24 protein-coding genes are annotated in these 22,024 nt (G+C 67.3%); 18 read left to right on the top strand and 6 right to left on the bottom strand.

What is annotated here, in order from left to right:
- The first annotated feature begins 18 nt into the window (after positions 1-18).
- The 5 genes from dapA (at position 19) to WKC72_RS26870 (ending at position 7,424) form a co-directional block, all read left to right on the top strand.
- A complete protein-coding gene (gene dapA, locus WKC72_RS26890) occupies positions 19-927 on the top strand; it encodes a 4-hydroxy-tetrahydrodipicolinate synthase (protein ID WP_005261164.1) in 909 nt (302 codons plus the stop codon).
- A complete protein-coding gene (locus WKC72_RS26885) occupies positions 924-2,870 on the top strand; it encodes a ribonuclease J (RefSeq protein WP_370180373.1) in 1,947 nt (648 codons plus the stop codon). The genes dapA and WKC72_RS26885 overlap by 4 nt, the downstream gene beginning before the upstream one ends.
- Positions 2,871-2,895: 25 nt before the next feature.
- Positions 2,896-3,519, top strand: a complete 624-nt coding sequence (locus WKC72_RS26880; protein WP_370180372.1) for a TIGR03085 family metal-binding protein — start codon at positions 2,896-2,898, stop codon at positions 3,517-3,519.
- A gap of 80 nt (positions 3,520-3,599) precedes the next feature.
- Positions 3,600-6,230: a DNA translocase FtsK gene (locus tag WKC72_RS26875; RefSeq protein WP_370180371.1), complete on the top strand. Its 2,631-nt coding sequence runs from the start codon at positions 3,600-3,602 to the stop codon at positions 6,228-6,230.
- Between the two features lie 210 nt (positions 6,231-6,440).
- A complete protein-coding gene (locus tag WKC72_RS26870; protein WP_009480008.1) occupies positions 6,441-7,424 on the top strand; it encodes a TerC family protein in 984 nt (327 codons plus the stop codon).
- A 43-nt stretch (positions 7,425-7,467) separates the two neighbouring features.
- On the opposite strand, the gene WKC72_RS26865 is transcribed toward WKC72_RS26870, so the two are convergent.
- Together WKC72_RS26865 and WKC72_RS26860 are read right to left on the bottom strand one after the other, a co-directional pair.
- Positions 7,468-7,752, bottom strand: a complete 285-nt coding sequence (locus WKC72_RS26865; protein ID WP_005240736.1) for a YciI family protein — start codon at positions 7,750-7,752, stop codon at positions 7,468-7,470.
- A gap of 74 nt (positions 7,753-7,826) precedes the next feature.
- Complete coding sequence (locus WKC72_RS26860; protein WP_037232537.1) at positions 7,827-8,351, bottom strand: amino-acid N-acetyltransferase; 525 nt, start codon at positions 8,349-8,351, stop codon at positions 7,827-7,829.
- Between the two features lie 117 nt (positions 8,352-8,468).
- Between WKC72_RS26860 and pgsA the strand changes: the two genes are divergently transcribed.
- The 13 genes from pgsA to recX all read left to right on the top strand — a co-directional run bounded on the left by pgsA (position 8,469) and on the right by recX (position 18,583).
- Positions 8,469-9,131: a CDP-diacylglycerol--glycerol-3-phosphate 3-phosphatidyltransferase gene (pgsA, locus tag WKC72_RS26855; protein WP_370180370.1), complete on the top strand. Its 663-nt coding sequence runs from the start codon at positions 8,469-8,471 to the stop codon at positions 9,129-9,131.
- Entirely contained in the window at positions 9,128-9,628 is a 501-nt protein-coding gene (locus WKC72_RS26850; protein ID WP_025432385.1) for a CinA family protein, read from the top strand. The genes pgsA and WKC72_RS26850 overlap by 4 nt, the downstream gene beginning before the upstream one ends.
- 71 nt (positions 9,629-9,699) lie before the next feature.
- Positions 9,700-10,086 carry a helix-turn-helix domain-containing protein gene (locus WKC72_RS26845; RefSeq protein WP_005240740.1) on the top strand — a complete coding sequence of 129 codons (387 nt, stop codon included), beginning with the start codon at positions 9,700-9,702 and terminating at the stop codon, positions 10,084-10,086.
- A gap of 157 nt (positions 10,087-10,243) precedes the next feature.
- Complete coding sequence (locus tag WKC72_RS26840; protein WP_009480014.1) at positions 10,244-11,071, top strand: PspA/IM30 family protein; 828 nt, start codon at positions 10,244-10,246, stop codon at positions 11,069-11,071.
- A gap of 69 nt (positions 11,072-11,140) precedes the next feature.
- The gene (locus WKC72_RS26835) at positions 11,141-11,917 is read left to right on the top strand and encodes a hypothetical protein (protein WP_370184536.1); all 777 of its coding nucleotides are present in this window, start codon (positions 11,141-11,143) and stop codon (positions 11,915-11,917) included.
- Between the two features lie 190 nt (positions 11,918-12,107).
- Positions 12,108-12,284 (top strand): hypothetical protein, encoded by a 177-nt coding sequence (locus tag WKC72_RS26830; protein ID WP_007296377.1) that lies wholly within the window; start codon positions 12,108-12,110, stop codon positions 12,282-12,284.
- Positions 12,285-12,300: 16 nt separating this feature from the next.
- The gene (locus WKC72_RS26825; protein WP_037232524.1) at positions 12,301-13,017 is read left to right on the top strand and encodes a PIG-L deacetylase family protein; all 717 of its coding nucleotides are present in this window, start codon (positions 12,301-12,303) and stop codon (positions 13,015-13,017) included.
- 274 nt (positions 13,018-13,291) lie between these two features.
- Entirely contained in the window at positions 13,292-13,924 is a 633-nt protein-coding gene (locus WKC72_RS26820; protein ID WP_370180364.1) for a TetR/AcrR family transcriptional regulator, read from the top strand.
- Positions 13,921-15,465 carry a glycerol-3-phosphate dehydrogenase/oxidase gene (locus tag WKC72_RS26815; protein WP_370180362.1) on the top strand — a complete coding sequence of 515 codons (1,545 nt, stop codon included), beginning with the start codon at positions 13,921-13,923 and terminating at the stop codon, positions 15,463-15,465. The genes WKC72_RS26820 and WKC72_RS26815 overlap by 4 nt, the downstream gene beginning before the upstream one ends.
- A 27-nt stretch (positions 15,466-15,492) precedes the next feature.
- On the top strand, positions 15,493-16,641 hold the full coding sequence (locus WKC72_RS26810; RefSeq protein WP_112299200.1) for a glycosyltransferase: 1,149 nt from the start codon (positions 15,493-15,495) through the stop codon (positions 16,639-16,641).
- Between the two features lie 33 nt (positions 16,642-16,674).
- The gene (locus tag WKC72_RS26805; protein ID WP_005240748.1) at positions 16,675-16,869 is read left to right on the top strand and encodes a DUF3046 domain-containing protein; all 195 of its coding nucleotides are present in this window, start codon (positions 16,675-16,677) and stop codon (positions 16,867-16,869) included.
- 145 nt (positions 16,870-17,014) lie between these two features.
- Positions 17,015-18,058, top strand: a complete 1,044-nt coding sequence (recA, locus tag WKC72_RS26800; protein ID WP_005240749.1) for a recombinase RecA — start codon at positions 17,015-17,017, stop codon at positions 18,056-18,058.
- Between the two features lie 9 nt (positions 18,059-18,067).
- Entirely contained in the window at positions 18,068-18,583 is a 516-nt protein-coding gene (recX, locus tag WKC72_RS26795) for a recombination regulator RecX (protein ID WP_128638889.1), read from the top strand.
- Positions 18,584-18,699: 116 nt separating this feature from the next.
- On the opposite strand, the gene WKC72_RS26790 is transcribed toward recX, so the two are convergent.
- From WKC72_RS26790 to WKC72_RS26775, 4 genes are all read right to left on the bottom strand, one after another.
- The gene (locus tag WKC72_RS26790) at positions 18,700-19,599 is read right to left on the bottom strand and encodes an amino acid ABC transporter permease (RefSeq protein ID WP_128638888.1); all 900 of its coding nucleotides are present in this window, start codon (positions 19,597-19,599) and stop codon (positions 18,700-18,702) included.
- The gene (locus WKC72_RS26785) at positions 19,596-20,276 is read right to left on the bottom strand and encodes an amino acid ABC transporter permease (RefSeq protein WP_005261143.1); all 681 of its coding nucleotides are present in this window, start codon (positions 20,274-20,276) and stop codon (positions 19,596-19,598) included. Before WKC72_RS26785 ends, WKC72_RS26790 begins: the two co-directional genes overlap by 4 nt.
- Before the next feature lie 91 nt (positions 20,277-20,367).
- Positions 20,368-21,201 carry a glutamate ABC transporter substrate-binding protein gene (locus WKC72_RS26780; protein ID WP_370180357.1) on the bottom strand — a complete coding sequence of 278 codons (834 nt, stop codon included), beginning with the start codon at positions 21,199-21,201 and terminating at the stop codon, positions 20,368-20,370.
- Between the two features lie 75 nt (positions 21,202-21,276).
- Positions 21,277-22,005 (bottom strand): amino acid ABC transporter ATP-binding protein, encoded by a 729-nt coding sequence (locus WKC72_RS26775; RefSeq protein ID WP_025432387.1) that lies wholly within the window; start codon positions 22,003-22,005, stop codon positions 21,277-21,279.
- Between the last annotated feature and the right edge of the window lie 19 nt (positions 22,006-22,024).

Below are 22,024 nucleotides of genomic sequence, written 5' to 3'. Positions count from 1 at the left end.
CCGGGTAGCCTTCTGACCATGACCTACGGTGATTCCGCTTCTCCCGTCGAGCGTCCGTTCGGCACCGTGTCCACAGCGATGGTGACGCCGTTCACCTCGGACGGAAAGCTGGACGTCGACGCCGGTGTCCGCCTCGCGGCGTACCTCGTCGACAACGGGTGCGACTCCCTTGTCCTCGCCGGTACGACCGGTGAGTCGCCGACGACCACCGAGAACGAGAAGCTCGAGCTTCTCCGGGCAGTCATCGACGCGGTGGGCAACCGCGCGAAGATCATCGCCGGCGCGGGCAGCAATGACACCGCGCACAGTGTCGAACTCGCCCGTGACGCCGCCCGCGCGGGCGCGCAGGGCCTCCTCGTCGTCACCCCCTACTACTCGCGTCCGCCGCAGGCCGGACTGTTCGCGCATTTCACCGCCGTCGCCAACGCCACCGACCTTCCGGTCATGCTCTACGACATTCCACCCCGCTCCGTGGTCCCCATCGAGACGGAGACCATCCGGCGCCTCGCCGAGAACCCGCGGATCGTCGCGGTCAAGGACGCCAAGGGCGACCTCAACGCGGGCGCCGAGCTGATCGGTACCACGGACCTCCAGTTCTACTCGGGTGACGATCCGCTCAACCTGCCGTGGCTGTCGGTGGGCGCGACGGGATTCGTCAGCGTCATCGGGCACCTCGTGCCCGGCCGGTTGCGCGAACTGCACACGGCATTCGCGGCCGGTGACATCGCCCGCGCCCGCGCGATCAATCTCAGCCTGATTCCGGTCATCCGCTCGGTGGCGCGTCTCGGCGGCGTCAGCGCGTCGAAGGCGGGTCTGCGCCTGATCGGCCTGGACGTCGGCGAACCCCGGTTGCCGCAGGTGGCACCGACTCACGATCAGCTCGACCTCCTGGCCGCCGATCTGCACGCTGCGGGGGTGCTCGCGTGACCCGACCGCCTCGTCGTCGCAGCGCCAGCCGTCAGGCCGGTCCCCCTTCCCCCACCGCGAGCGAGCCGACGAAGTCGGCGCCCGTCGTCGCAGACCAGCCGTCGGCTCCGAAGTCGGAGCAGGCCAAGTCCGCGCCCGTGAAGACCTCCTCCACGAAGGGCGGCGCCGCCAGCAAGTCGTCGTCCCGCTCCGGCAGGCGCGGCGGCGGCAACAAGCGTCAGGACACGCGCCCGGCGTCGGTCGATCCGACGGCCCGGCTCGGCGCCCCGCCGAAGGCTCCGTTCAAGGGTCTGCGGGTGGTGGCACTCGGCGGTATCGGCGAGATCGGTCGCAACATGACCGTTTTCGAGCACCAGGGGAAGCTGCTCATCGTCGACTGCGGTGTGCTGTTCCCGGAAGACCAGCAGCCGGGTGTCGACCTGATCCTCCCGGACTTCCGGCACATCGAGGACCGGATGGACGACGTCGAGGCCGTGGTCCTCACGCACGGTCACGAGGACCACATCGGCGCCATCCCGTTCCTGCTGCGCCTGCGGCCGGATCTGCCCGTGGTCGGTTCGCGGTTCACGCTCGCGCTCGTCGCGGCCAAGTGCCGTGAGCACCGCCAGCGCCCCAACCTCGTCGAGGTCGCCGAGGGGCAGCGCACCGATCACGGTCCGTTCGAGTGCGAGTACTTCGCCGTCAACCATTCGATCCCCGACGCCATCGCCGTCGCGATCCGGACCGACGCCGGCGTCGTGCTGCACACGGGCGACATCAAGCTCGACCAGCTCCCGCTCGACGGCAGGCTCACCGACCTCGCCGGCTTCTCGCGGCTCGGCGACGAGGGCGTCGACCTGTTCCTCGTCGACTCCACCAACGCCGAGGTGCCAGGCTTCGTCACCCCTGAACGTGAGATCGGGGGAGTGCTCGACAACGTGATCGGCAAGGCGAAGCAGCGTGTGATCGTGGCCTCCTTCGCCAGCCACGTGCACCGCATCCAGCAGGTCGTCGACGTCGCCCACCGGTACAACCGGCGGGTCGCGTTCGTGGGCCGGTCGATGGTCCGCAACATGCAGATCGCGCAGGATCTCGGATACCTGACCGTGCCGGACGGCCTGGTGGTCGACATCGACACCGCGGCCAACCTGCCCGACGACCGGCTCGTCCTCATCTCCACCGGTTCGCAGGGTGAACCGCTGTCGGCGTTGTCGCGGATGGCCCGCGGTGAGCACCGGCAGATCAACATCCGGGCCAACGACCTCGTCGTGCTGGCGTCCTCGCTGATCCCCGGCAACGAGAACTCCGTGTTCGCCGTCGTCAACGGACTCGCCAAGCGCGGCGCCACCGTCGTCACCCAGCAGAGCGCGAAGGTGCACGTCTCCGGTCACGCATCGGCGGGCGAGCTCCTGTACCTGTACAACGCGGTCCGGCCCACCAATGCCATGCCGGTCCACGGCGAATGGCGTCACCTGCGCGCCAACGCCGCCCTCGCGAAGGCGACAGGCGTGCCGGAGGAGCGGATCGTGCTCGCCGAGGACGGGGTGGTGGTCGACATGGTCGACGGTCTCGCCGAGATCGTCGGGCAGGTTCCCGTCGGGCACGTCTACGTCGACGGACTGTCCGTCGGTGACGTCGGCGACTCCACGCTGTCGGACCGGCTGGTCCTCGGTGAGGGCGGGTTCATCGCCATCAACGTCGTCATCGACGACCACACGGGTCGTGCGGTCAGCACCCCCGAGGTGTCCGGACGCGGATTCTCCGACGACCCCACGGCCCTCAAGGATGCGGCTCAGCTGGTCGAGGCGGAACTCCTCCGACTGGCCACCGAGGGCATCAACGACGCTCACCGCATCGCCCAGGCGATCCGGCGCGTCGTCGGCAAATGGGTGGCGGACAAGTACCGTCGCCGGCCGATGATCGTCCCGACCGTCATCGCGGTGCCGTCGGCGGAGGGCAAGTAGTTCTCCGGCAGGTAGATTCGGTCGGGTGACCTTCGCCCGAGAAGAACGCCTCGCCCTCGTCGACTCGATGGCCGAATTCGGTCCCGACGCCCCGACCCTCTGCGGGACGTGGACCAACCGGGACCTGGCCGCCCACCTGATCGTGCGCGAACGACGCCTCGACGCTGCCCCCGGCATCGTCGTGGGTCGGCTCGCCGGCTACACGGAGCACGTCCAGAACGAGACGGCGAAACGTCCGTGGAGCCGCCTGCTGGACGAGGTCCGGTCGGGCCCGCCGATGTGGTCCCCGATGTACTGGGTGGACGCGCAGGTGAACCTGGGGGAGATGTTCGTCCACCACGAGGACGTGCGCCGCGCCCACGAGGGATGGGAGCCGCGGGTCCTGCCCGGCGAGCGCCAGGACGCGTTGTGGGGTCTCGCACGGAAGGTCGGGAAGCTCGGCTACCGGCACTCCCCGGTGACGGTGGTGCTCGAGCGGCCGTCCGGAGAGCAGACCACCGTCCGTAAGGCCGGAGCCGGCCGGGTGATTTTGCGCGGTGAACCGTCGGAACTCGCCCTGCACGCGTTCGGCAGGGACCAGGTACGGATCGAGACCGACGGTGAGGCCGCCGACATCGAGGCCGTGACCTCCCTCGACCGAGGGTTCTGAGGGCATTTCGCCGCAGGTCTCACTGTGTTACGGGTGTTGCGGATGGTCCGGAAGGTGCCGTAGCGACTAATCTGAGAGCCATGGCAGGTAAGGCGAGCGCCCGCGGTTCGAGCACGACGACGTCCACGGCGAGGACGGGCGTGCGAGGCGGCTCGACCCCGTCCAAGCCCAAGTCCCGCACGACCCGGACGGTCAGCACTCCGCGTAAGTCGACCTCGCCGCGCGGTGGCGGCTCCCGCGGCGGCGCACGGAGGCCCGCCGCGAAGAAGTCGTCGACGTCCGGCCCCCTCAAGTCGGTGGGCCGGGGGATCGGTGCCGGCTGGTCACTCATGGCGAAGGGCGTCGGGGCCACCACCCGCACCGTCGGCAAGGCTGCCGAGATCGAACAGGGTCACCGGCGCGACGGCATCGCGCTCGGATTGATCGCGATCAGCGTCGTCGTCGCCGGCGGAATCTGGTTCTCCGCAGGCGGTCCGGTGGGCGAGTGGATCGAGACCGGAGTCCGCGCCGTGTTCGGTGGGGCGTCCGGCGTCCTGCCCCTGATCGGTGTCGCCGTCGCGGTGATCCTGATGAGGACCGAACCGAAACCCGAGATCCGGCCGCGGCTGGTCCTGGGGTCGCTGCTGGTCGGTCTGCCTGCCCTCGGTCTCTGGCACATCGCGACCGGGTCGCCCACCGACGCCGAGGGCAGGGCCCGCGGCGCCGGTTTCGTCGGGTACGCGGCGGGAGGACCACTGACGGACGGCCTGACCGTGTGGCTCGCCGCGCCGCTGCTGCTGATGGCCGCACTGTTCGGTGTCCTGCTGCTGACCGGAACCACGGTCCGCGAGGTGCCCGGCAAGCTGCAGTCGTACTTCGGGACGTCGTTCGGCCGCGACCACTACGCCGACTACGACAGCGAGTACTACGAGGACGGCGAATACGACCCCACGCTGTTCGATGCCGACGGCTACCCGGTCGACGATTTCAAGACCGGGGTCCGGGGTGCCCCGGCCGACAACTATCCCACCGACGAGTACGACGTCAGCGACACCGCGAAGACGGAGGTGCTCGGGCTCTGGGAGTCCGAGCCCGCCACGGAACCGGTGCCGTCGCCGGCCCCGGCGCCGAAACCGGCGCGCGCCAAGGCCAAGCCGGTCGCTGCCCCGAAGCCGGAACCCGAACCGGAACCGCTGCCCGACGTCGACAAATTCGTGACCGATCGGGTGATCGAGGGCGACTACACGTTGCCGCCGACGTCGCTGCTCATCGAGGGCGATCCGCCGAAGAAGCGCAGTTCCGCCAACGACGCGATGATCGAGGCCATCACCGAGGTCCTCGAGCAGTTCAAGATCGACGCGGCCGTCACCGGATTCACCCGCGGCCCGACCGTCACCCGCTACGAGGTGGAACTCGGACCGGGTGTGAAGGTCGAGAAGATCACCGCGCTCGCCCGCAACATCGCGTACGCCGTCGCCACCGACAACGTGCGCCTGCTCGCGCCGATCCCCGGTAAGTCCGCGGTCGGCATCGAGGTCCCCAACTCGGACCGCGAGATGGTGCGCCTCGCCGACGTCCTCACCGCCCCGAGCACCCGCAAGGACCACCACCCGCTGGTGATCGGTCTCGGCAAGGACATCGAGGGCGACTTCGTCAGCGCCAACCTCGCGAAGATGCCGCACCTGCTCGTCGCCGGTTCCACCGGTTCCGGTAAGTCGAGCTTCGTGAACTCGATGCTGGTGTCGCTGCTGTCCCGTGCGACACCCGACGAAGTGCGAATGATCCTCATCGACCCCAAGATGGTGGAGTTGACGCCCTACGAGGGCATTCCGCACCTCATCACACCCATCATCACCCAGCCGAAGAAGGCCGCAGCCGCGCTGGCCTGGCTCGTGGAGGAGATGGAACAGCGCTACCAGGACATGCAGGCCAACCGGGTGCGCCACATCGACGACTTCAACGCCAAGGTGAAGTCGGGTGAGATCACCGCGCCGCTCGGCAGTGAACGGGTCTACCGGCCGTATCCGTACATCCTCGCCATCGTCGACGAACTCGCGGACCTCATGATGACCGCGCCGCGTGACGTCGAGGACGCGATCGTGCGCATCACCCAGAAGGCGCGCGCCGCCGGTATCCACCTCGTGCTGGCTACACAGAGGCCATCGGTGGACGTCGTGACGGGTCTGATCAAGACCAACGTGCCGTCACGGCTCGCCTTCGCGACGTCGTCCCTGACGGACTCGCGGGTCATCCTGGACCAGCCGGGCGCCGAGAAGTTGATCGGTATGGGTGACGGGCTGTTCCTGCCGATGGGCGCAGGCAAGCCGACACGCCTGCAGGGCGCGTTCATCACCGATGAAGAGATCTCCGCGGTCGTCGATTTCAGCAAGAACCAGGCGGAGCCGGAGTACACCGAGGGCGTCACCGCCGCCAAGGTCGGGGAGAAGAAGGACGTCGATCCCGACATCGGCGACGACATGGACGTGCTGCTGCAGGCGGTGGAACTCGTCGTCTCCAGTCAGTTCGGGTCCACGTCGATGCTGCAGCGGAAGCTGCGTGTCGGTTTCGCGAAGGCAGGCCGGCTGATGGACCTGATGGAGACCAGGGGAGTGGTGGGCCCCAGCGAGGGCTCGAAAGCCCGTGAGGTGCTCATCAAGCCCGAGGAACTGGACGGTCTGCTGTGGTCGATCCACGGCGGTGACCCGAACGAGGCGCCGTCCGACCAGGAGTAGGGCCCGGCGCGCGTGTCCGAAATGGGCGATTCACGCGCAGTGTGGTTGAATGGTCACCGAATTGGAGGGGAGTATCCCCACCTCTGTGGCAGCATCGTCAACACGATCGGCACCATTGCCGATCCGGGGCTGTCAGTCGCTCGGACACGAGGTTCCGGCGCGGCGGGAGAGACCTCCGGTACCCGCTAGGTCTACCGGAGGTCTGTGTTCATGCATGTGTCACCGCTGGTCTGGGTCATCACCTGTGTGGTGATTCTCGGACTGTTCGTCTTCGACTTCTTCGCGCACGTGCGCACACCGCACGCCCCCACATTCCGTGAGTCGGCGTTCTGGTCGTCGGTCTACATCGGTATCGCCATCTTGTTCGGCCTGGTCGTGATGTGGTTGTGGGGAAGTCAGTACGGCGGCGAGTATTTCGCCGGTTACGTCACCGAGAAGGCGTTGTCGGTCGACAACCTCTTCGTGTTCGTCATCATCATGGGAACTTTCGCGGTGCCGCGGGAATACCAGCAGAAGGTACTGCTGATCGGCATCGTGATGGCGCTGGTGATGCGCGGAATCTTCATCGGGGTCGGTGCCGCGGCGATCAACGCCTACAGCTGGGTGTTCTACCTGTTCGGTGCGTTCCTCATCTACACCGCGTACACGCTCGTACGTGATCACGGGCACGAGAAAGAGGTGGAGGAGGAACGCGACAGCAAGATCGTCGCCGTCGCGAAGAAGATCCTCCCCACCACGGACACCTACGACGGCGACAAGCTCGTCACGCGAATCAACGGCAAGCGTGTCGTGACGCCGCTGCTGCTCGCGCTGGTCGCCATCGGATTCACCGACGTGCTGTTCGCGCTCGACTCGATTCCCGCGATCTACGGGCTCACCCAGGAGCCGTACCTGGTCTTCACGGCCAACGCGTTCGCGCTGATGGGTCTGCGTCAGCTGTACTTCCTCATCGGCGGCCTGCTGGACCGACTGGTGTACCTGTCGTACGGCCTGTCGATCATCCTGGCGTTCATCGGCGTCAAGCTCGTGCTGCATGCCCTGCACGAGAACACGCTGGGCTTCGTCAACGGCGGCGAGCACGTGGCCGTGCCGGAGGTGTCGACGGTGTTCTCGCTCGCCGTCATCCTCGGTGTGTTGGCAGTGACCACCGTCGCCAGCCTTCTCAAGACGCGGAACACGACGCCGGCGCAGTAGTTCCGCCGGGCGTCGTGCTCGAGGGTGTCCGGTGCTCGGTGAGTCAGGAACTGAATTCGCCGAGCACCGGAACCCATTCGACGATCCGCGAGGCCGCCACGAGTCCGTTGCGGGCGAACGGGTCGTGGGTGAAGAGCAGTTCCACGGTCTCCGCATCGGCGGCGTCGACGATGATGAATGCGCCGCTGCCATCGGCGAAGGGGCCGGACGAGACGACGGTCTTGCGCTCGGCGAGCTCACCGAGCCACTCGCGGTGGGCGGGGCGATGCTCGTCGCGTCCGGCGACGGTATCGGCCGAATACGTGTACTCCACTACGAACAGGGACATGTTCTCGCTCTCTCGGGACGGGTTCGTCGAACAAAAAATGGGATCAGGGCACTTCCGTCTCACGCACTGGGATTTCAGAGGGTGAGAAGCATTCGGGTATTGCCGAGGGTGTTCGGCTTGACGTAGCTCAGATCGAGGAATTCGGCGACACCGGTGTCGTACGAGCGGCACATCTCGGCGTAGACCTCGGCGGTCACGGGTGTGCCGTCGATCTCGACGAATCCGTGCTTGCCGAAGAAGTCCACCTCGAACGTGAGAACGAAGAGACGCTCGAGTTCGAGTTCCCGCGCGACCTCGATCAACTTGGCCACCACGTGGTGTCCCGCGCCCTGGCCCTTGGCCGACGGATCGACCGCGATCGTGCGTACCTCGCCGAGGTCGGCCCACAGCACGTGCATTGCGCCACAACCGATCACGTTGCCGTCGCGTTCGGCCACCCAGAACTCCTGGACGGATTCGTACAGGGTCACGAGGTTCTTCTCGAGCAGGATCTTGCCGGCGTAGATGTCGATCAGGCGCTTGATCTCGGGGATGTCGGAGGTTCGTGCTCGCCGCACGATCAGCTGATTGTCGGCGGTGTCCGGCGTCCGAGAAGTCATGTCGTGAACATTAGCCAACGGCCGTACCGATATTCTTAGGCACGTGCCGGTACGACCTACGAATCCTCCCCACTCCCCGCTGCGTCCCGGGGTGCAGTTCGACGCTGCGGTGCTGCGATGAGCGCGCAGCGCGAGGATTGGACGGCCGCCGACAAACCGGCGGCCCCGGACCCCTCGGTGGAGCCCGCGAGTGAGACTGCCGTACCACTTCTGAACATCGCGAACATCCTGACGATTCTCCGGATCCTGCTGGTCCCGGTCTTCCTGGTCGTGCTGTTTGTCGGCGACGGGCACTCGACGACGTGGCGCCTGATCGCCACCGGTGTGTTCGCGGTCGCGGCCATCACCGACCGGATCGACGGGCAACTCGCCCGCAAGTACGGCCTCGTCACCGACTTCGGCAAGCTCGCCGATCCGATCGCGGACAAGGCGCTGATCGGAGCAGCCCTCGTGGGGCTGTCGACTCTCGGAGACCTGCCCTGGTGGGTGACGGCGGTGATCGCGGTCCGGGAACTGGGCATCACCCTGCTGCGGTTCGCGGTCCTGCGACATGCAGTCATCCCGGCAGGCCGGGGAGGCAAGCTCAAAACTCTCGTGCAGACGGTCGCGATCGGCTACTACCTGCTGCCGCTGCCCGACGGATTCGAGGTCGCCGGCTGGATTCTCATGGGTGCCGCCGTGCTGCTGACGGTGGTGACCGGGCTGGACTACGTCGTGCAGGCCGTCCGCCTGCGAGCCGGCGTGCACAAGGTCGAGGCGAACGCGAGCACCGGAGCGTGACTGACCCGCTGGTGGACGGCACGCGGGCCGGTGACCTCGTCGCCGTCCTCACCGCCCGCGGCGAGACGGTGGCCACCGCGGAATCGCTCACCGCGGGACTGCTCACCGCGACCATCGCCGGAGTGCCCGGCGCCAGCAACGTGCTCCGCGGCGGGCTCGTCGTCTACGCCACCGACCTGAAAGCCACCCTCGCCGGGGTCGATCCCACCCGGCTGGCGGCGGACGGGCCCGTGGCCGCGTCCACGGCACGCGCACTGGCGGACGGTGCCCGCGCCCGCTGCGGCGCCGACTGGGGCGTCGGATTGACCGGTGTCGCGGGCCCGGACATGCAGGACGGACACCCGGTCGGCACCGTGTTCCTGAGCATTTCCGGGGCGTCCGGCACGGCCGTCCGCGAGCTCGGATTGACCGGTGACCGGTGGCAGATCCGGAAATCTGCGGTTTCCGCCGCCGTGTCGGGACTCCTCGATCGTGTGCAGGAAACATCCGCAGGCTAAGGTCGGGAACCAATCGGTCCTGTTCGCGCGTTGAGATAGGCGAGACAGGTGACGGATGAAGGAGGAGCGAGATGGCGCTGCTATTGCGTGAGGCAATCGGTGACAGTCTTCGGCGTACGCGCGTTTCGCAGAGCCGGACCCTGCGTGAGGTCTCCAACAGTGCTCGTGTGAGCCTCGGGTACTTGTCCGAGGTCGAACGAGGGCGTAAGGAAGCTTCGAGTGAGCTCCTGGCGGCGATCTGCGACGCACTGGAGGTCCCACTCTCCGATGTGCTCGTCGACGTCAGCGAATCGCTGTCCGACGGTTCTTCGGCCAAGCGTGCGGACACCGAGCGGCACGCGGTCGAATCCGCGCCCGCCGAGGCTCCTGCCGCGAGCGCACGACCGGGTTCGACGACCATCGCCCGCGACACCCGCGTGGTCATCCCTGCACCCGCGCAGGCGCTGGCTGCCGCGTAGCAACACCCGTGCCGAACCGATAGATTTCAGTTAACCGCCGATCTCGTTGTCGGCGGGTCAGACAGGCAGTCGGGGCGCAGCCCTTGTTCCGGTGCGTGACGGTCGCGTATCGGGTCGCGCATCGCGCGGCGCAACAGATGGAGGCAGGATCAAACCCATGGCTAATCCTTTCGTCAAGGGATGGAAGTACCTGATGGCGCTCTTCAATTCCAAGATCGATGAGAAGGCTGACCCCAAGGTTCAGATTCAGCAGGCGATCGAGGATGCGCAGCGCCAGCACCAGGCCCTGTCGCAGCAGGCCGCGTCTGTCATCGGCAACCAGCGCCAGCTCGAGATGAAGCTCAGCCGCCAGCTCGACGAGGTGGAGAAGCTCAACGCCAACGCCCGTCAGGCCGTCAACCTGGCCGACCAGGCCCAGGCCGCGGGCGACACCGAGAAGGCCATCCAGTACACCAACGCCGCCGAGGCGTTCGCCGCCCAGCTCGTCACCGCCGAGCAGGGGGTCGAGGACCTCAAGGCACTGCACGACCAGTCGCTGCAGGCGGCCGCACAGGCGAAGAAGGCCGTGGAGCAGAACGCGATGGCTCTGCAGGCCAAGGTCGCGGAGCGCACCAAGCTGCTCAGCCAGCTCGAGCAGGCCAAGATGCAGGAACGGGTCAGCGAGTCGCTGCGCTCGATGGACAGCACCCTGTCCGCTCCCGGCAACACGCCCAGTCTCGACGCCGTGCGCGACAAGATCGAGCGCCGCTACGCCGACGCTCTCGGTTCCGCGGAGCTGGCGCAGAACTCGGTGTCGGGCCGCATGATGGAGGTGCAGCAGGCGAGCATCCAGATGGCCGGACACAGCAGGCTCGAGCAGATCCGGGCCTCGATGAAGGGCGACGCCCTGCCGTCCGGCGGCGCCGCCAACGCGCCGGCGACTCCTGCCAGCCCGAACCTCGACAAGCAGCCGCCGGCAGCGGGCCAGACCGGCGCGGCGCAGTAGCCGAACAGTATTCGCATGAGTTCCACCCGAGGTGGCCGACCTGGACGCGCAGTCCGGTCGGCCACTGTCATGTCCGGGCTCGCCGGGATCCAGGGCGCTTTGCGCGACGCCGGTGAGTCCGTCGCGGACGCGGCGCAGAGGTGGCGTGACCCCCGGGAACGGCTGCTGCGGAAGAAGCGGCGGGCCCGGCGCCGCGCGAAGCGCTACGGCATCGTGTCCGGATCCTCGGCCACCGGTGCCGCGGGTCTCGCCCTGATGGCCGCACCGGAGTGGTCGATGCTGATGGCCGGTGGCGGCGCCGTCGTGTTCGCGGTCCCTGCGGTGCTGGCCGCCAGCCGCTACCGCAAGCTCGCCGCCGTGACGTTGCCACCGGGCCTGCCTGCCCGTCGGGTGCTTCCTCCGCCGTCCTCGGCCGCCCGGGAGCCGATGGAGCGACTCGTGCACAGCGAACGGGCACTGCACGGCATTCTCGGCGTGCTGTCCCGGTCCGGGACCATCAGCGGCGAGGACGTCGAGGACACCCATTCCACGGCCCGTTCCGCGGCCGCCGCCCTGCAGGCGGTCTCACTCGACATCACGTCCATGGAGGACGCCGCCCAGGGGAGCCGGGCCGCGGCAGCGCCGCTCCACCGTGCGATCGCCTCCGCTGCCGCGCAACTCGACGACGGCGTCGACCAGTTCGAAGAACTGGTGGCCGCTGCCGCCGAGGTCGCCGTTCCCGGAACGACGAGTGCCGTCGGCGAACTGGCGTACGAACGTGCAGAGCTGGTGTCGGCGACGGAAAAGCTCGCCGGCCTCGCGGCGGCTCTCGGCGAGATCGACGAGATCGTTCGCCGCTATCGCTGATGTCGTCGATCGACCCGTCCGGCGACTTCCGGGAAGTCTGTGGGGGAGAACCCTGATCTTTCCCTGATCTTTACGCTGACCTGGTGATTTACCCGCTCCGCCGTGCCACGCTGGTGTGCGTACCCGATAAGTGGGGTCGACCAGATGTCGGGCGCAGAAATCGATCGGGGAGACGTGAGTGGAGGAAATCATGTTCTGGAAGATTGTTCTTGCGGTCGCGGCGATCTGGATCGCGTTGGCGGTCGTCGGTGCCCTCGTCAAGGGTCTGTTCTGGATTCTCGTGGTCAGCGCCGTGGTGTTCGGCGTGTACCTGTTGATCAAGGCGATGTCCGGATCCGGCGAGAAATCGGACATCACGCGGAGCTGACAGGCATGCTCTACCCATGGAACCGGTACCCGAGGACTGGCATCGTGGGCTCGTCGTCGTCGCGCACCCCGACGACATCGAATACGGCGCAGCGGCGGCCGTAGCGCGCTGGACCGAGCAGGGCAAGGACATCCGCTACGTGCTCGCCACCAGCGGGGAGGCGGGGATCGCGGGCCTGCATCCCACGGAGTCTGGCCCGCTGCGGGAGGTGGAGGAGCGGCGTTCCGCAGCCGTGGTCGGAGTGACCGACGTGGAGTTCCTCGGGTACCCCGACGGCACTCTCGTGGAGAGTCTCGCTCTCCGCCGCGATCTCGCGACGGCGATCCGTCGTCATCGCCCGGATCTCGTGGTGACGGCGAACTTCGCGGACACCTGGGGGCCGGGCCAGCTGAACAGTGCCGACCACCGCGCGCTCGGCCGTTCCGTTCTCGACGCGACCGCGGATGCCGCGAACGAATGGATCTTTCCCGAGCTGGGGGAGTCGGGGTTGCCGCCGTGGCGCGGTGTCCGCTGGGTCGCCGTCAACACGATGACCCCGACCCACGCGGTGGATGTCACCCACACGGTGGATCGGGCGGTGCTCTCGCTGGCCGAGCACGTCCGCTATCTCGAAGCGCTCAGCGACGTCCCGGTGGGGCAGCAGGCGAGGGCTCAGGTCGAGATGGTGACCGGGCCGCAACCGGGATTCGACGCCGAACGCGCGGTGGGATTCGAGCTCTACTACTTCGGCTGAGGCCCGAATCGTCGGGATCGTGCAGGCGTACCGATCTCCCCGGAGAGTGACTCCGGCGCGGACGGAATGCCGTAATTATCCGAAATTGGGTGGTCCTGGCCGGCCCTCACCCGACGTGCACGCCTGTCCTGCCCGCTCACGCCCCGGCCATGCTTACGCCACTCGAATCCCCTGCGTCAGGGGCGGTCGGACGGACGTGAACGGCCTGGGCGAAGGTGATTCGGGTGCCGGTCCGGTGCCGGCGGGGGATTCGTGCGTTACGATGTTACACACAATGTCTATTCGTAATTCTCCGTCGCGAGACGACGCCTCAGCGAGCGTCGAGGACTCCATTCTCGACGCCGCACGCTCGTGCATCCTCGATTTCGGACTGCGTCGCACCACGCTGGCGGAGGTCGCCCGGCGCGCCGGCGTCAGCAGGCCGACCGTCTACCGGCGCTGGTCGGACACCAGGGCCGTGGTCGCCGATCTGATGACCCGCGAGATCGCTGCCGTGATGCCCCAATTCTCGACGGAGGAATCGGTCCACCGTCAGCTGGTCGACGCCGTGGTCCACGTGTCCACCGAGGTGCGCGACCATCCGCTGTTCGTGAAGATCCTGCGTTCGGATCAGGAACTGTTCACCACCTACGTCCTCGAGCGGCTGGGTACGAGCCAGCGGGCGATCATCGACCAGGTCGCGTTCGCGGTGTCGACGGGACAGGACCAGGGCTCGATCCGCGCGGGGGACAGCCGTCAGATCGCCACGATGGTACTGCTCATCGCGCAGTCCGCGGTTCAGTCGGCCGCGATGGTGGCCGAGGAACTTCCCGGCGACGCCCTCACGGAGCAACTCCGGCACGCTGTCGGCGCCTATCTGGCCCCGGACGCCGCCGACAACCACCCGACAGATCGAGGAGACCGGTGAACCATCCGAACACGCCGCCCGTGAGCCGTTCGTCGGCTCTGAATGCCGCGCGAAGGGCGCGCGAACTCGACCAGCTGTCGGACGGTGCACTCGTCGACGTCCTGGTGATCGGCGGCGGGGTGACCGGCGTCGGTGTCGCGCTCGACGCGGCGTCACGCGGCCTCGACGTCGTGCTCGTGGAGAAGCGGGATCTCGCGTTCGGGACCAGCCGGTGGAGTTCGAAACTCGCCCACGGCGGGCTGCGGTACCTGGCATCGGGCAACGTCGGCATCGCCCGCGAGAGCGCGGTCGAACGCGGAATCCTCATGACCCGTACCGCTCCCCATCTCGTCCGGGCGCTCCCACAGCTGGTGCCCGTCCTCGATTCGACGACCCTGTTCGGCAAGTCCCTCGTCCGTACGGGATTCCTGGCCGGCGACCTGCTGCGTGCCAGTGCCCGCACACCGTCGTCGGTCCTCCCGCGGTCACGGACGGTCCGGGCCGACCGGGTGGTCGAACTCGCCCCCGCTGTGCGGCGGGAAGGCCTGCGCGGAGGCCTGATGGCGTTCGACGGCCAGCTCGTCGACGACGCCAGACTCGTGGTGTCCCTCGCACGCACTGCCGCGCTCCACGGTGCGAAGGTGCTCACGCGGACAGGCGCGTACGACGTGACCGGGACGTCCGCGACCCTGCGCGACGAGCTGACCGGCTCGGAACTGCCGATCAGGGCGCGCGCCGTGGTCAACGCGGCGGGAGTGTGGTCGGGGGAGATCGATCCCGGAATCACGTTGCGGCCCAGTCGCGGCACGCATCTGGTGCTCCCGGCCGAGCGGCTCGGCAACCCGACCGCGGCGCTCACGGTGCCGATCCCCGGTGAGACCAATCGCTTCGTCTTCGCGCTGCCCGCACAGCTCGGCCGCGTGTACCTCGGCTTGACCGACGAGGCGGCGCCGGGACCCGTTCCGGATGTTCCGGTGGCATCGGAGCAGGAGATCGACTTCCTTCTCGACACGGTCAACACCGCGCTCGAGGTTCCGTTGCAGCGCTCGGACGTCCTCGGTACCTTCGCGGGCCTGCGCCCTCTGCTCGACACCGGGGACGGATCCACCGCGGACCTCTCCCGCAACCACGCCATCCTGCGCTCGGACACGGGTCTCGTCAGTGTGGTCGGCGGCAAACTGACCACCTACCGAAAGATGGCGGAGGACGCCGTCGACGCCGCGGTCGACGTGGCAGGACTGGACGCCGGCCGGTGCCGGACTCGGGCCCTGCCGCTCGTCGGCGCCGCGACACCCGAAGCGCTGCAGAAGGTCTCGGCCCCGCCCGCGCTGCTCGCCCGCTACGGAACGGAGGCGGCGCTGATCGCCGCCGCAGACGCCGAACTGCTCGCGCCGATCGCCGAGGGTGTGGACGTGAGCCGCGCCGAGCTCCAGTTCGCGGTGACCCACGAGGGGGCACTCGACGTCGACGACCTGCTCGACCGGCGCACCCGGATCGGGCTCGTCCCCGCCGACCGTGCCCGGTCTCTCGGTGCCGCCGAAGCAGTGTTCGAGAAACGGTGACGCCGACCGTGTGACACTCTGTGGTTCGTGCGAGTCGCCGTGGTCGCCGGGCCTGATCCCGGACATGCCTTTCCCGCCCTTGCGTTGTGCCTCGCCTTCATCGAGGCCGGAGACGATCCCGTCCTGTTCACAGGCACACGGTGGGTCGAGCCCGCACGGTCGGCCGGCGTGCCTGCCGAGCTGCTGAAAGGTCTCGCGCCCCGCCCGACGGACGACGACCTCGATGCGGGCGCGCGCATTCACGCCCGCGCCGCGCACATCTCCACCGAGTTGCTCCCCGACCTGCGCGCGATGGGACCCGACCTCGTGGTCTCGGACATCCTCACCGCAGGCGGGGGGATGGCCGCGGAGCGGCTGGGGATTCCATGGGTCGAGCTGTCCCCGCACCCGCTGTACGCCGCGTCCACGGGGTTGCCGCCCATTGGGAGCGGATTGGCTCCGGGCGTGGGAATCAGGGGCAGGCTCCGCGACACGCTCATGCGCGCCGCGACGGCGCGGTCGATCCGGCAGGGTGAGCGGCAGCGCTCCGCGGCCCGGGTCGGCGTCGGACTGCCTGCGAAGGACCCGGGACCGGTGCGCCGGCTGATCGCGACGCTCCCCGCGCTCGAGGTGCCGAGGCCGGACTGGCCTGCCGAGGCGCACGTCGTCGGTCCGTTGCTGTGGGAACCGACGAACGAGGTGCTCGAGGCGCCGGACGGCGCCGATCCTCTGGTCATGGTGGCTCCGTCGACCGCATTCACCGGCGCCGAGGGCATGCTCGAGACGACGCTCGCGGGTCTCGATGGGGCTGGCGTCCGGGTGATCGCGTCGATACTGGACGGATCGCCGGCGACGGTTCCGCCGTGGGCGCGAGCCGGTCTGGGCAGGCAGGACGCGATGCTGCGCGAGGCGTCGGCGGTAGTCTGCGGCGGCGGACACGGAATGCTGGCCAAGGCCCTGCTCGCAGGGGTTCCGGCGGTGGTGGTTCCCGGCGGCGGCGATCAGTGGGAGCTCGCGAACCGGGCCGCGCGGCAGGGGAGCGCCGTCGTGGTTCGTCCCCCGAGTGCGGAAGCGCTCCGCGCGGCGGTCGAACAGGTGCTCTCGAACGGTGCCCACGCGGACGCCGCGCGGCGGGCCGCGCGGAGCAACGCGGACGTCGCCGATCCGGTGGAGGTGTGCCGCGACGCGCTGCGGTGAGAGCCCGGCTCGAGGTTCGGCTAGCGTGGATGCGTGCGACTGACCGAATTTCACCAACTCGTCCGCGAAGAGTTCGGGCAGATGCGCGGCGACGCACTACTCGTCGACCACGTGCTGCTCAGTCTCGGGGGCAAGACCGCCGCCGAAGCCATCGAGGACGGCAGGGAACCCCGCGAGGTGTGGCGTGAACTCTGCGTGGAGTTCGACGTCCCGCCGCAGCGCCGGTAGAAATCCGGCGTGTCGAACGGACCGACCGCACATATCGAACACACGTTCCCCTATGCTGGAGATGTTCGGTGGTCACGGTTCTTGTCGGTACCTGGATCTAACCTGACCGCAGATCACTGATGAGACTCGAGGAATGGGGACGACGATGGCACCACAGGCACACGATCGAGACAAGGCGCTCGACCTCGCGCTGGCGCAGATCGACAAGAACTTCGGCAAGGGCTCGGTGATGCGCCTGGGCGAAGGTGTCCGTCAGCCCATCGCCGTCATCCCTACCGGGTCCATCGCGCTGGACGTCGCCCTCGGCATCGGCGGGCTGCCCCGCGGCCGTGTCGTCGAGATCTACGGCCCGGAGTCCTCGGGTAAGACCACCGTGGCTCTGCACGCGGTCGCCAACGCCCAGGCGGCAGGCGGCATCGCCGCGTTCATCGACGCTGAGCACGCGCTCGACCCCGACTACGCCCAGAAGCTCGGCGTCGACACCGACGCGCTGCTGGTGTCGCAGCCCGACACCGGTGAGCAGGCGCTGGAGATCGCAGACATGCTGATCCGCTCCGGTGCCCTCGACATCCTCGTGGTCGACTCCGTGGCCGCTCTGGTCCCGCGCGCCGAGATCGAGGGCGAGATGGGCGACAGTCACGTGGGTCTGCAGGCCCGTCTGATGAGCCAGGCGCTCCGTAAGATGACCGGTGCGCTCAGCAATTCCGGCACCACCGCGATCTTCATCAACCAGCTGCGCGAGAAGATCGGCGTCATGTTCGGTTCCCCCGAAACCACCACCGGTGGTAAGGCATTGAAGTTCTACTCGTCGGTGCGCCTCGACGTGCGGCGGATCGAGACCCTGAAGGACGGCACCGACGCGGTGGGTAACCGTACCCGTGTCAAGGTGGTCAAGAACAAGGTCGCGCCGCCGTTCAAGCAGGCCGAGTTCGACATTCTCTACGGCCTGGGAATCAGCAAGGAAGGCTCGCTGATCGATATGGGTGTCGAACACGGGTTCATCCGCAAGTCGGGCTCCTGGTACACCTACGAAGGCGACCAGCTGGGGCAGGGCAAGGAGAACGCCCGCAAGTTCCTGCTGGAGAACACCGACATCCGGGACGAGATCGAGAAGAAGATCAAGGAAAAGCTCGGAATCGGCGCCGACGTCACTGCTGCTACGGATGACGCCGCCCCGGTCGAATTCTAAGGCGCCGCCGTGCGTCCGACGGGCGAAGGTGGAACGGAGACGCAGGCCAAGGATTTGTGCCTGCGTCTTCTGACGGACCGTGCCCGGAGTCGAGCGGAGTTGGCCGAGCGTCTGGCGAAGAAGGGCTACTCGGCCGAGATCGCTGAGCGTGTGCTGGATCGTCTCACCGAGGTCGGACTCGTCAACGACGCCGACTTCGCCCAGCAGTGGGTGCATTCGCGGCACACGTACTCCGGTAAGGGGAAACGTGCGCTCGCACTGGAACTGCGCCGCAAGGGGATCGGTCAGGACGACGCTGCCGAGGCGCTCGCTCAGATCGACAGCGAAGACGAACGAGCACGAGCGACGGAACTGGTCGCGAAGAAACTGCGGACGGTGTCCGCGGACGATCGGGACCGTGCGGTCCGCCGTCTGGTGTCGATGCTTGCGCGCCGCGGATTCCCCCAGGGCATGGCGTTCGAGGTGGTCAAGGAACAACTCGATCGCGCCGGTGCGGAAACCGACGGCCTGTTCGACGAGACCTGACCACGTCGTCACGACAACAACACTGACGAGACAACAACACTGACAGACAACAACACTGCGGTCGGGCGGAACAGAGTTCCCGTCCGACCGCAGTGTCATGTCACACCCGCGTCATGTCACAACCGCTTGTCGGTGATGTCCATACCCGGAACCGACACCGCCGGAAGCTCGGGAACGGCCCCTCCGGGGCCTCCGCCCTTCCGGCTGGCCCGTAGTCGCTTCTCCACCTTGGTCGCCACCACGGTGAGCGTGTAGTTGAGGATGATCATGATGATCGCCACCACGATCAGGGCGGGCAGGTAGTTGCCGTAGAACGCACCGAGCTGCTGGCCGGACCGCACCACTTCGACGTAGCCGATGAGGTAACCGAGCGCGGAGTCCTTCAGGGCCACCACCATCTGCGAGATGATCGCGGGCAGCATCGCCGTGACGGCCTGCGGAAGAAGGATGCTCCGCATGACCTGGCCCTTGCGCATACCCAGTGCCATGGCGGCCTCGCTCTGTCCCTTGGGGAGCGAGTTGATGCCTGCCCTGACGATTTCGGCGATCACCGAGCCGTTGTACAGCGTGAGGCCGACGATGACCGCGGCGAGCGCAAGGTATTTCGACTTGAAGACCTCGTACTCGGCGAACAGCTGGTACGAGAAGATCATCAGGATCAGCACCGGGATGGCGCGGAACAGTTCGACGATCCCGCCGGCCACCCATCGCACCGGCCGGTGGTTCGACAGGCGTCCGATGCCGAGGATCGCGCCGAGGATCAGCGCGAACAGGATCGATACGGCGGCCGCCACGAGGGTGCCGCGGATGCCGGGGATCAGATACGTCGTCCACGACGTCGATTCGAGGAACGGATCCCACTTCGCGGCCGTCAGCTGACCCTTGTCGTCGAGCGCGGCGTAGACGAGGTAGCCGATTCCCAGTAGGACGACTGCGACCACGACCGAGATCAGGCGGTAGATGTTCTTCGCCTTCGGACCCGGTGCGTCGTAGAGGACGGTGGCGGAATTGCTCATCGTGCAACCTCGAATCGCTTGCTCAGGTATCCGAAGAGAAGCCCCATCGGCAGGGTCAGGATCACGAAGCCGAGCGCGAAGATGCCACCGACGACGAAGATGGCGGCCTCGTTCTCGATCATTTCCTTCATCAGGAGCGACGCCTCCGCCACACCGATCACCGAGGCGATCGTCGTGTTCTTGGTCAGGGCGATCAACACACTGCCGAGTGGGGCGGTGACCGCGCGGAATGCCTGCGGCAGCACGATCAACCGCAGATTCTGGGAGAACGTGAGGCCGAGTGACCGGCCCGCCTCCGCCTGTCCGACGTGCACGGTGTTGATGCCGGACCGCAGCGACTCGCAGACGAACGCCGCGGTGTAGACGCTGAGGCCGAGCACGGCGAGCCGGAAGTTGTTCTCCTCGAAGAACGTCGGCGACTGCTCGGGGGCAAGCTTGACGCCCATCGTCTGGAAGAGCCCGAACGAGCAGAAGATGATGATGAGCGTCAGGGGAGTGTTGCGGAAGATCGTCACGTACGCCGTGCCGACGCCACGCGCGACCGGGATCGGAGACACCCGCATCGCCGCGAGGATGGTGCCGAGTATAAGAGCACCGACAGCCGAGAACGCGGTGAGTTGCACCGTCGTCCAGAATGCGTCGATCAGCTGATCGCTGTATTTGCTCAGTAGGTCCACTTACCGTCTCCCCAGGTCACCGGTGGTTGGTATCGAACCGGGCCGGACGACTCCACGAATGGAAGTCGTCCGACCCGGATAAGTGAGTTGCTCAGTACCGATCGACGGTCGGCGGGGCGGGGATCGGGTAGCCCGACGCACCGACGGTCTCGTTGAACGCGCGCTCCCACGAGCCGTCCGCAATCATGGCGTCGATGGCGTCGTTGATCCTGGCGCGGGTCTCGTCGTCGCCCTTGGCCAGGCCGATGCCGTAGCGCTCTTCGGTGAACGGCTCGCCGACCACCTTCAGCTCGCCGGGATACTGCGCCGCGTAACCGGCGAGGATGATGTCGTCGGTGGTGACGGCGTCCACCGCACCGTTGCGCAGCGCCTCGACGCAGGCCGAGTACGTGTCGAACTCCTGCAGCTGCACGTCCTGCGCGTACGTGTCCTTGACCTTCTGCGCGGGAGTGGACCCGGTGACGGAGCACAGCTTCTTGCCGCCGTTGAGCGAATCGGGGCCGGTGATGTCGGTGTTGTCGGACTTCACCAGGAGCGACTGTCCGGCGATGAAGTACGGCCCGGCGAAGTCGACCTTCTCCTTGCGGGCGTCGGTGATCGAGTAGGTCGCGACGATGTAGTCGACCTCACCGTTCTGAATCAACGTCTCGCGCTGAGCCGACGGGGACTCCTTGAACACGATGTTCTCGGGCGCGACACCCAGCTTGCCGGCCACGTACTCGGCGACCTCGACGTCGAAGCCGCTGAAGGAACCGTCCGGGTTGCGCAATCCGAGGCCGGGCTGGTCGTACTTGATTCCGACGGTGAGCTTGCCCTCCGACGCGCTCTGGGAGGCGCTCTTCTCTTCACCTCCGCCACAAGCAGATGCGACGACGGCGAGCGCCATGACGCCGATTCCCACGCGAATCGAGCGATTGATCCTCATCGAGTTCCTCCAATTGAAAATGACGGGTGTTGCGTGTGGAGCACGGTCGACCGAAGGAGCACCGGCTCCTTCGGGTCAGTGGCTGAGAATCTTGCCGAGAAAGTCCTTCGCGCGCTCGGATTTGGGAGCGGTGAAGAACGTGGTGGGCTCGGCGTCCTCGACGATCTGGCCGTCGGCCATGAAGAGGACACGGTGGCCGACCTTGCGGGCGAAGCCCATCTCGTGTGTCACCACGAGCATGGTCATGCCTTCCTTGGCGAGCGAGGTCATGACGTCCAGGACCTCGTTGACCATTTCCGGGTCGAGTGCGGACGTCGGCTCGTCGAACAGCATGACCTTGGGGTTCATGGCGAGTGCGCGTGCGATTGCGACTCGCTGCTGCTGACCGCCCGACAACTGCGCCGGGTATTTGTCCGCCTGATTGGCGATGCCGACCCGCTCGAGAAGCTCGTAGGCCTTCGCCTTCGCGTCGGCGCTGCTCTTCTTCCGCACCTTGACCGGTGCGAGCATCACGTTCTCGAGGATCGTCTTGTGGGCGAACAGGTTGAACGACTGGAACACCATGCCCACGTCGGCGCGCAGCGCCGCGAGGGCCTTGCCCTCGGCCGGGAGAACCTTGCCGTCCACCGCGATCTCACCGGAGTCGATGGGCTCGAGGCGGTTGATGGTGCGGCACAGCGTCGACTTACCCGAGCCGGACGGTCCGAGGACGATCACGACCTGTCCGCGGGGGACTTCGAGGTCGATCTCCTGGAGGACGTGGAGGGCGCCGAAGTGTTTGTTCACCGATTTCATCGAGATCATGGACGGGGCCGCGCCCGTG

This window comes from Rhodococcus wratislaviensis (assembly GCF_041228765.1).
GTDB lineage: Bacteria > Actinomycetota > Actinomycetes > Mycobacteriales > Mycobacteriaceae > Rhodococcus_F > Rhodococcus_F wratislaviensis.
This window is presented reverse-complemented; position numbering and strand designations above follow the sequence as displayed.